At 48.6% G+C, this 7,303-nt stretch carries 8 protein-coding genes; all 8 read right to left on the reverse strand.

Translation table 11 applies throughout. From position 1 onward, the window contains the following. Position 1 precedes the first annotated feature (1 nt). Positions 2 to 1,120 (reverse strand): carbon-phosphorus lyase complex subunit PhnI, encoded by a 1,119-nt coding sequence (locus OYT88_RS15900; RefSeq protein WP_274401311.1) that lies wholly within the window; start codon positions 1,118 to 1,120, stop codon positions 2 to 4. Beyond that, entirely contained in the window at positions 1,120 to 1,746 is a 627-nt protein-coding gene (gene phnH, locus OYT88_RS15905; RefSeq protein ID WP_274401312.1) for a phosphonate C-P lyase system protein PhnH, read from the reverse strand. Before phnH ends, OYT88_RS15900 begins: the two co-directional genes overlap by 1 nt. Next, positions 1,733 to 2,188: a phosphonate C-P lyase system protein PhnG gene (gene phnG, locus OYT88_RS15910; protein WP_274401313.1), complete on the reverse strand. Its 456-nt coding sequence runs from the start codon at positions 2,186 to 2,188 to the stop codon at positions 1,733 to 1,735. Before phnG ends, phnH begins: the two co-directional genes overlap by 14 nt. A 176-nt stretch (positions 2,189 to 2,364) precedes the next feature. Continuing rightward, on the reverse strand, positions 2,365 to 3,228 hold the full coding sequence (locus OYT88_RS15915) for a PhnE/PtxC family ABC transporter permease (protein ID WP_332239114.1): 864 nt from the start codon (positions 3,226 to 3,228) through the stop codon (positions 2,365 to 2,367). Then, positions 3,229 to 4,014 (reverse strand): ABC transporter permease subunit, encoded by a 786-nt coding sequence (locus tag OYT88_RS15920; RefSeq protein WP_274401314.1) that lies wholly within the window; start codon positions 4,012 to 4,014, stop codon positions 3,229 to 3,231. It abuts the gene before it with no gap. Beyond that, entirely contained in the window at positions 4,011 to 4,811 is an 801-nt protein-coding gene (phnC, locus tag OYT88_RS15925) for a phosphonate ABC transporter ATP-binding protein (protein ID WP_274401315.1), read from the reverse strand. The genes OYT88_RS15920 and phnC overlap by 4 nt, the downstream gene beginning before the upstream one ends. Positions 4,812 to 4,856: 45 nt before the next feature. Further along, positions 4,857 to 5,894: a PhnD/SsuA/transferrin family substrate-binding protein gene (locus OYT88_RS15930; protein ID WP_274401316.1), complete on the reverse strand. Its 1,038-nt coding sequence runs from the start codon at positions 5,892 to 5,894 to the stop codon at positions 4,857 to 4,859. Between the two features lie 82 nt (positions 5,895 to 5,976). Continuing rightward, positions 5,977 to 6,693 (reverse strand): GntR family transcriptional regulator, encoded by a 717-nt coding sequence (locus tag OYT88_RS15935; RefSeq protein WP_274401317.1) that lies wholly within the window; start codon positions 6,691 to 6,693, stop codon positions 5,977 to 5,979. Positions 6,694 to 7,303: the final 610 nt, after the last annotated feature.

The raw sequence follows: 7,303 nt of genomic DNA on the forward strand, positions 1-7,303 counted from the left end.
TTCACATCTCCGGTTCCTTAGAAATTTGCCTGTCATGCTTCTTTTTGTCCATGGAGAGTTTCCGGGACTGGCGGAGGACATCCAGCTTGGACTGGAAAGTGATGTAGTGAGGCAGCTTCAGATGGGAGACAAAACCGTTCGCTTCCACGCTGTCGATGTGCAGCAGCACAAATTCTTCATCCTGCGTCGGACTTTCTCCCTCCGTTTCCAAACTCTGTTCCAAAATGGCCATGGCAATCGCCTTTGTTTCATTCTGTCCAAAGGTCAGGCCGTACCCCAGCCGGAAAGTCACCGCTCCGTCATCGTTCAGAGTAAACGAATTGATCGTCTCTACTTCCGTCAGCATCACTTCACCGATGTATAGACTTTCCTGTTCATCGTAAGGATAAGGAATCGTCATCTCGGCATAGCCGACACGCAATTCACCGATGGTCGGATGCACCGCCCCGTAACCGCGCAGGCTGCTGTAGGCCAGTGCCGTCATCGCCCCCGTCTCGCCCCGTGCAAGCGCCTGAAGTCTTGCGGAACGCGGCGCCGGAAACGTCAATTTCTGACGGGTCATATCAAAAGGCTCCTCCTCGGAAAGAACGGATTTGCCGAGCAGTCCCTGCTCCCGCAGGAGATCGGTCACTTTCCGGAACTTAAGCGGGGCGGACTGATCCGGGTCAATCGAAAGGCGATCCAGAAGATCATGCAGGGCGTTTTGGTAATCTTCGTTCCTCAGATCAAAGTTCAGCAGACGGTGTCTGTAGTCATATGTCGGCCCGAGCATCTGCCCGCCCGGTATGTCTTTAAAAGAGGAAGAGATCCGGCGGATGATGCGCATCTCTTCAGGCTCCACGGTCTCCGAATAATAATTTCTTGCCAGTGTGGATCGGTAGGCTCTCAGTAGAAAGGCCGCTTCGGCAGGATCGCCTTCAGCCTGTTTCAAGGCGATGGCTGCATATTCGGGAGCGTAAAGCCCTCCTTCGCCCATGACCCGATCAATCAGCAGCCTCATCTGGTGTTCAATGTCACTCACCTTCAGGGAATGGTCGGCATCCTTCAGGCGATACCACTGCGTCAGATGATCGGCCGCTTCAATCGCTTCCTGTCCGCCCGTGACAGCAACATAACCCATTACAATCCCTCGCTTTCAATAAAGGTTGTACGCGGCAAGGCGGCCATTTCCCCTGTTGCCGTCATCAGAATAAAATCGCAGCCTGTCGGATACTCTTTATTGACCTGTTTCCTTTTTTCCAGCCATTCTTTATCCATTCCGGCAATGAAAAGCCGGCGTTTTTCTTTGATCCCGGGGCCTTTAAGCGTCAGCGCAAGCGGCAATCCGGCCCGATCGGAAAGGCCGTCAACGCCCAGTATCAACGTCGCGCTCCGCTCGGGACTCTGAAGCGTACCGGTCCGGACCGTGTCCATGATTTCATCGATTGCCCGGGCATCGACCGCTGCATCAACCAGAAGATAATCTGCCTGATCAATTGCTACATGGCGGCTTCTCGTCCTCCATTCAATGAAATGGAACGCATCGATTTTACCGGCACTAATCAGATGAAAACCGACTTCATAATCAAGCAGTATACTCGCAATCATAAACATTCTCGGCGAGCAGGGAAGCTGCGTGCCGATTTTGCGCAGGAACGGCGAGACCGAATTAATTTTTCCGGGGCGTGCCATGCAATCAAGCAGCTGGCGGAAGACAATCTGTGTATCGCGTACTTCATCAAACTCGGGCAAATTAGCGTTGATCATGGAATTCCCCCATCGTGTCAAAATTCACTTTGGATGCGGACGCTCGGGCATGTTCCAGCTTTCTCTGTCCGGTCATTCGTTTCTCCGCAGCCTCCAGCACCGGACTCCAGTCTTTGACTGCCGGAAGCCCGGCATTCAGGGCCGCGTCAATCACAGCGATCCGGTAGGCGCGTTCCGGCTGCTCCCCGATGACCACACCGATGCCGAATGTATTCCTGACGGATACGGCGCACTCGGTGACAAGCACCTCGCCCATATAAAACGGCTGCATCGATACCGAATCTCTCGTCTTCATCATGACCAGGGAGGTTTGCGGCGCTCTCTCAATCCGGATTTTTTCCAAGGCTTCCGCTTGACCGGACAGCTTTTTCAACAGCGCCATATCGCAGTTGACAAGAATTTTGCTTAAACGCCGTTTGTTCATCTCAGCTATTGGGTCCAACCTTCTTTCTGCTTATCTTGTCTGCACTTGAACTATATCTTGTTGATAAGTGCCGGAAGTTAACTGTTTGTAAAATTACGGTTAATTTTTTCTCCATGGGCATGGGAAAGCAGCTGATCCGGCACGGGAAAAAAGCCGGCCGCGTTTTCCACAGCCGGACAGATTCAAGCGAAGGTTCAGGCTCTTATTTTGTCTTTTATTTTTACCGAACTGTATTCAAGAAGCATGGCAACAATCAATATTAAGTAGGCAATGACACCCATTTCATGAAGATTATAATAATAGGAACTGTCCATGTACATGTCATAGCCGATACCGCCTGCACCGGCCGCAGCGCCCATCGCGACGGCCACGCCGAAATTGACTTCAAAACGAATAAATGTCCATGAGATCAATGAGGTCATGGTTGAGGGAATGACGGCCTGCCAAATAATTTGCCACCAGCTGGCACCGCTCCCTTCAAGCGCCTCGATGGTTCCCTGATTGATTTCCTCGAAAGATTCAGAGTAGGCCTTCGTCAAATAACTGATTGAATGAAAAGACATGCCGATGACCGCCGCAACGCTCCCCAGGCCTGCCGACACCGCAAAAATCAGCACCCATAGAACGGTCGGAACCGCACGGACGATGGCAACACATTCTTTGATCACATTGGAAGTTTTCCTGCCCGACAGATTTTTGGCGGCAAACATGCCGAGAAACAGCGCGATGATCGCTCCGAGTATCGTTGTCAGGACACCCAGAGACAACGTGACCAACAATTCATTGATGGCCCCGAAAAACGTAACATGTGCAAAGGCAGGGGTGAGAAAGATCACTTTAAAATTGGCCAGTGTCGCTTTAACGCCCTGAAAAAATTTTACATTCTGATAATTGAAAGTCAGAAAACCGACAATCGTCAGCAGGATGAGCATCCATACAGTGAAGCGGATGGCGAGAGAGGATTTTGTCAGCAGTTTAATTTTAATTTTCTTAGAACGATAGGGATTCTGATTGCCGCCATTGAATACGGCCGGCTCTGCCGCTCTGCCTATTGCCACTTATAACATCGCCCTTCTTACATAATTAGAGATCCACTCCGTAACTAATATAGATAGAGCAATGGAAAGAACCACGAGGCTGGCCGAATTATAATCCATCCCTTTATAATAGAGATCAAAAATGAATCCGATCCCGGATCCCGTCAGAATGCCGACCAGCGTGGCACTCCGGATATTCGTCTCGATCATGAAAAGGACCCAGCTGATCATCAGAGGGATGCTCATCGGCACGATTGCCTGAAAAACAATCGACAGGTAATTGGCGCCCGTCGCCCGCAGAGCCTCCACTGTGTCGGCTCCGACCTCGTCGATCGTTTCGATAAACACGCGTGTCAGAAAACCGAACGAAGCAACAAACAGGGCAAAATATCCGGTCAGCGAGCTCTGCCCGAATGAGAACAGCAGGACAAGGGCCCAGATGCTGACATCAATATTCCGGAAAATATTCGCAATAAAGCGGACGATCAGGGCCAGAAAACGATTGACTTCCGTAGCCCTTGACCCGAACAGCGCAAAAACGAACGCAAAAACGGAGGCCACGGAAGCAGCGGCAATCGATATAAGAAGCGTTTCCCGGAGCTTTGCCCAAATATCCGGCATCTTCGTCAATGAATAGGCATTGGGATAGAAATTCGTGACACTCCATACTATGGCTTTCGGTATGGAAATCAAGCTGTCGAGAAGATCGAATTGTGTCAGCAGCATGGCCAGATAGGCGATAATGAGCAGGATGGCAAGAATAACGAGCGACTGTATCTTTTTTCTAAATAATAAATCATGCTTCATCTTTTCTGCGCCACTTCTTTAAATTTTGAAATGGAGATATCCAGTTCCTCGCTGTCCGCACCGTAAATGGCCCGGATCTTTTCATCCGTTATTTCTTCGGGCAATCCGTCATAAACAACTTTTCCCTGACTGATGCCGATAATCCGGTCTGCGTAATTCAGGGCGATATCGAGCTGATGCAGATTGACGAGAACCGTTATGCCGAGCGACGTCGAGATATTTCTTAAGTGGTCCATAATTGTTTTCGATGAGCTCGGATCGAGAGAAGCGATCGGTTCATCGGCCAGCAGCACTCTCGGCTCCTGGACAAGGGCCCGGGCAATGCCGACACGCTGTTTCTGGCCGCCGCTCAATTGATCGCAGCGTTTGTAAACCTGCTCTTCCAGCCCCAGGGACTTGAGGATCTCCAGGGCATGCCGCTTCTCGTCTTCATGATATATGCCCAGTGCACCGGTAAAGGACGATTTATAGCCAAGCCGCCCGTGCAGAACGTTTTCAAAGACACTCAGACGGTCCACCAGATTATAATTCTGAAAAATCATTCCTATTTTTGTCCGCAGCGTTCTCAGTTTTCCTTTTTTTAATTGCTGTACATTGGTTTTGTCAAAAATGATTTCCCCGCTTGTCGCTTCAACCAGCCGATTGATGCAACGAAGGAGAGTTGATTTCCCTGCCCCCGAAGGACCGATGATGGAAACTAACTCCCCTTCATTTACGGAGAAGCTGACATGCGATAACGCCAGAGTGTCTTTATCGTATCGTTTCGATACATCTCTGAATTCTAATAACGTTGCCATGTTTCACTCCTCGTTTCATTCATAAAGTTCCGGAGGCATCCCCCGTCATTCAGACAGTTTGCGGATCGGATCGAACCAGGCGTCATTGATTTTTACAAACCGATCATTTTTCCCTGTCTTGAAGAACATGGCGCTTGAATTTGCCGGGGCAAATATCGACTTGTCATTCGCCACTTTATCCGAAGTCAGTGTGCTGATCAGTTTCTGCTGATCCTGTTTGCTCAGTGTCGATGTATTCATAACGATCGGTGCATTAAGTACAGGCGTAACCGTGAGAGCTGTAAATTCTTTGCCGGCCAGATTGTTGAAAGGTTCGGGAGCACCGCTCTTAACCTTGTAAGTTGTTCCGGGTTTGTCAAATGTACCGCTGGCAACATCGACATAACGTTCCAGTTCGGTGTCGCAGAAAGCAGCCACGTCCACTTTGCCGGTTAGAAGATTAACCGCCGATCCTTGATGGGTCTGACCGAAGAGCACCTGGGAGAAGAACTTCCCGCCTTGGGTCAGATCGTTCTGGCTCAGATTTTTATACTTGCTCTGCGATTTGAAATCGTGAATAATCTGAGCGGTCGGAATAATAAAGCCTGAAGTGGACGCAGTCGACACAAATGACATTTTCTTGCCGGCAATATTATCCAGCGAATACTTGCCGTTTGTCTGATACTTGCTGGCATCTGCCGCTCTGACGGAGATCCAGCTGTAATACACGGCATCCTTCAGTGTGCCGGATCCCCCGGTATTGACGACAAGGGGCAGCACCTTGCTGTTCTTCTTGTGTGCCTCAATATATCCCTGGGCAGCGAGGAATCCTATATCCGCGTTTCCGCTTGCGACAGCTTCAATGGCAATGTTGTAATCGGTCGTCAATTTGTCAATGACTTTTTTGCCGGTCGCCTGGGCAATGACTTTATCAAGTGCCTGACGCGAAGTTTTCATATCGGCACCGGATTCATTCGGATACCAGACAACGGTCAGTGCTTTTTTGCCGTTGTTTGCCGAACCACTTCCCGAAGCGTTTGACGAGCAGGCGGTCGTTACGAGAACCAATGTTAAAATGAGAACCCCAATCAAAAATTTTTTCACTTTTCTTTTCCCTCCGGAATGGTTATCTGACTGAATGGAACATGGGTCAGGCGATGAAATCACGCCGCCGGATCCATGCACCTTAAAAAGTGATGAGCCCTTTTTCCATATCTCCGCGAATTCGCGAGTTGCTGTATTCAATTGGATGATTTTTAAGGTGATTGACAAAGCTTTCAATCCTGATGATCGGAACATTTTCGGGAATATCCAGCAGTCCGGCATCCCTTGTATCAGGCAGCATCGCCTGAAATATCGATTTCGAACGTCTGGGCATGAGATGATAGAAGTCTGACAGCACTTGATAAAGTGAATGAAAATTGATCAGATGCTGCTCAAGCCGGGGTACTTTTTCGGCCGGCAAAAGCGTCGTTGTCACAGAGATTGGACATTGATTGACAAAACGCAGAATTTCGAGCTCATAAACCGACGGATCGTTTTCAAGCTGCAGATAATGCTTTTCTGTTTCGGAGGACCGGCGCATCATACAGTTCAATAATTTGCAGCTATGCACAATACCCTGATCATCCATGTTATCGGAGAATCGCGTCTGCGATGAAAGGCTGTAGGAAACGGGTCTAGGCTTCTTATTGACAAACGATCCTTTTCCCTGTCTGGAAGTCAGCCAGCCCAAATTCGCAGCACGTGCAATCGCCTGCCTCACAACTGATCGTTTGGCTGCGAACCGGCTGCACAATTCATTTTCGGAAGGAATCTTATCTCCTTCCTGATAAACGCCGGTGTTAATGCAGTTAATCAAATATTCGGCAATTTTCAAATGTTGAAGTTCCGTCTGCACCACCTCTCGACTCCACCTCCCTGCTTTCACTGGGCTCAATTCTCTACGCTTTCCAGTCTAGCTTGTTAATAAGTAGGAACCATTAAGAAATTTTTAATTAATTATAAAAGGTGGAAAGTTATAATATAGAAAGCCTGAGTATTCCAGACTATCAACCCTTCATCCCGGACATTCCAGACAATTTAGAGACCGTTGAATTATCTGATATTTATCTGAAGTTCGGATCACTGAAATTTCTCCCGCAAATACGGAGCAAAAGGCTGCAACGTCAAGGAGGTCCCTGACAAAAGCCAGACTGGAGGCATGAAATTTAATTTTAACGATTCGATTATGTTCTGAACCCGTACGTTCGCCGGCTTCCTCTTTTCATACCGAAACGGTATTGGAAATATCTGGTGAAACGGGTATAAGCAAAGGTCTCCATGCTTGGAAATTAAGGCCGGCTTCCAAGTTTCTCGGAAAATGGATAACTGGTTTCTGCTTTATGAAAGCATTCCTGTATTCAAGAAAATGAGGTAAATTAGAGATTTTCGGAGGTGTACAGAGAAAGAGCCCTCCTGGTATAGTACGGAGTGTCAAAAGCATCGCGATGCATTGACCTCTAATTTGATAC

Source organism: Sporolactobacillus sp. CQH2019 (genome assembly GCF_028765345.1).
Lineage (GTDB): Bacteria > Bacillota > Bacilli > Bacillales > Sporolactobacillaceae > Sporolactobacillus.